The sequence below is a fragment of the Thalassobacterium sedimentorum genome, from assembly GCF_031127905.1.
In the GTDB taxonomy this organism is placed as follows: Bacteria; Verrucomicrobiota; Verrucomicrobiia; order Opitutales; family Coraliomargaritaceae; genus Thalassobacterium; species Thalassobacterium sedimentorum.
This window is the reverse complement of sequence record NZ_JARXIC010000137.1, coordinates 1-404: the sequence shown is the minus strand read 5'-3', so window position 1 is coordinate 404 and position 404 is coordinate 1. Positions and strand designations below refer to the sequence as shown.

Sequence of the window (404 nt, the reverse complement as noted above, 5' to 3'; positions counted from 1 at the left end):
AGTGGGCTGACTCTGATGTTTTTTTAACCGCTTATTGCCGCTGATGGACCGCTTATCTTACAACGCTGTTAGAGGAATCTGCGTGTGAGAGGTTTCTTCTTATAAGCGTGTCATAAGGGGTGATAAGCGGTTTCCGACGTAGGCGGCTCTTCGTGTGAGCGGGCTGACTCTGATGTTTTTTTAACCGCTTATTACCGCTAATGGACCGCTTATCTTGCAACACTGCTGGAGGGATCTGCGTGTGAGAGATTTTATTATAAGCAATTCTTGACGTCAATTAGGCTGACTTTGAGGGGATATACTCTTTGTGAATATAACGTTTCCATTGCAACTGCTTCATCGGGCCAAAGTTAATTAAATACCCGACTGCCTTCTTTGTAATGTGCATATAGTTAAGCAACTGC

The 404-nt window shown here is 44.1% G+C and carries 1 protein-coding gene; it reads right to left on the bottom strand.

Going from position 1 to position 404, the window contains the following annotated elements; genetic code table 11:
- Positions 1 to 277: 277 nt before the first annotated feature.
- The gene (locus QEH59_RS18945; RefSeq protein WP_345785363.1) at positions 278 to 400 is read right to left on the bottom strand and encodes a GxxExxY protein; all 123 of its coding nucleotides are present in this window, start codon (positions 398 to 400) and stop codon (positions 278 to 280) included.
- Positions 401 to 404 lie beyond the last annotated feature (4 nt).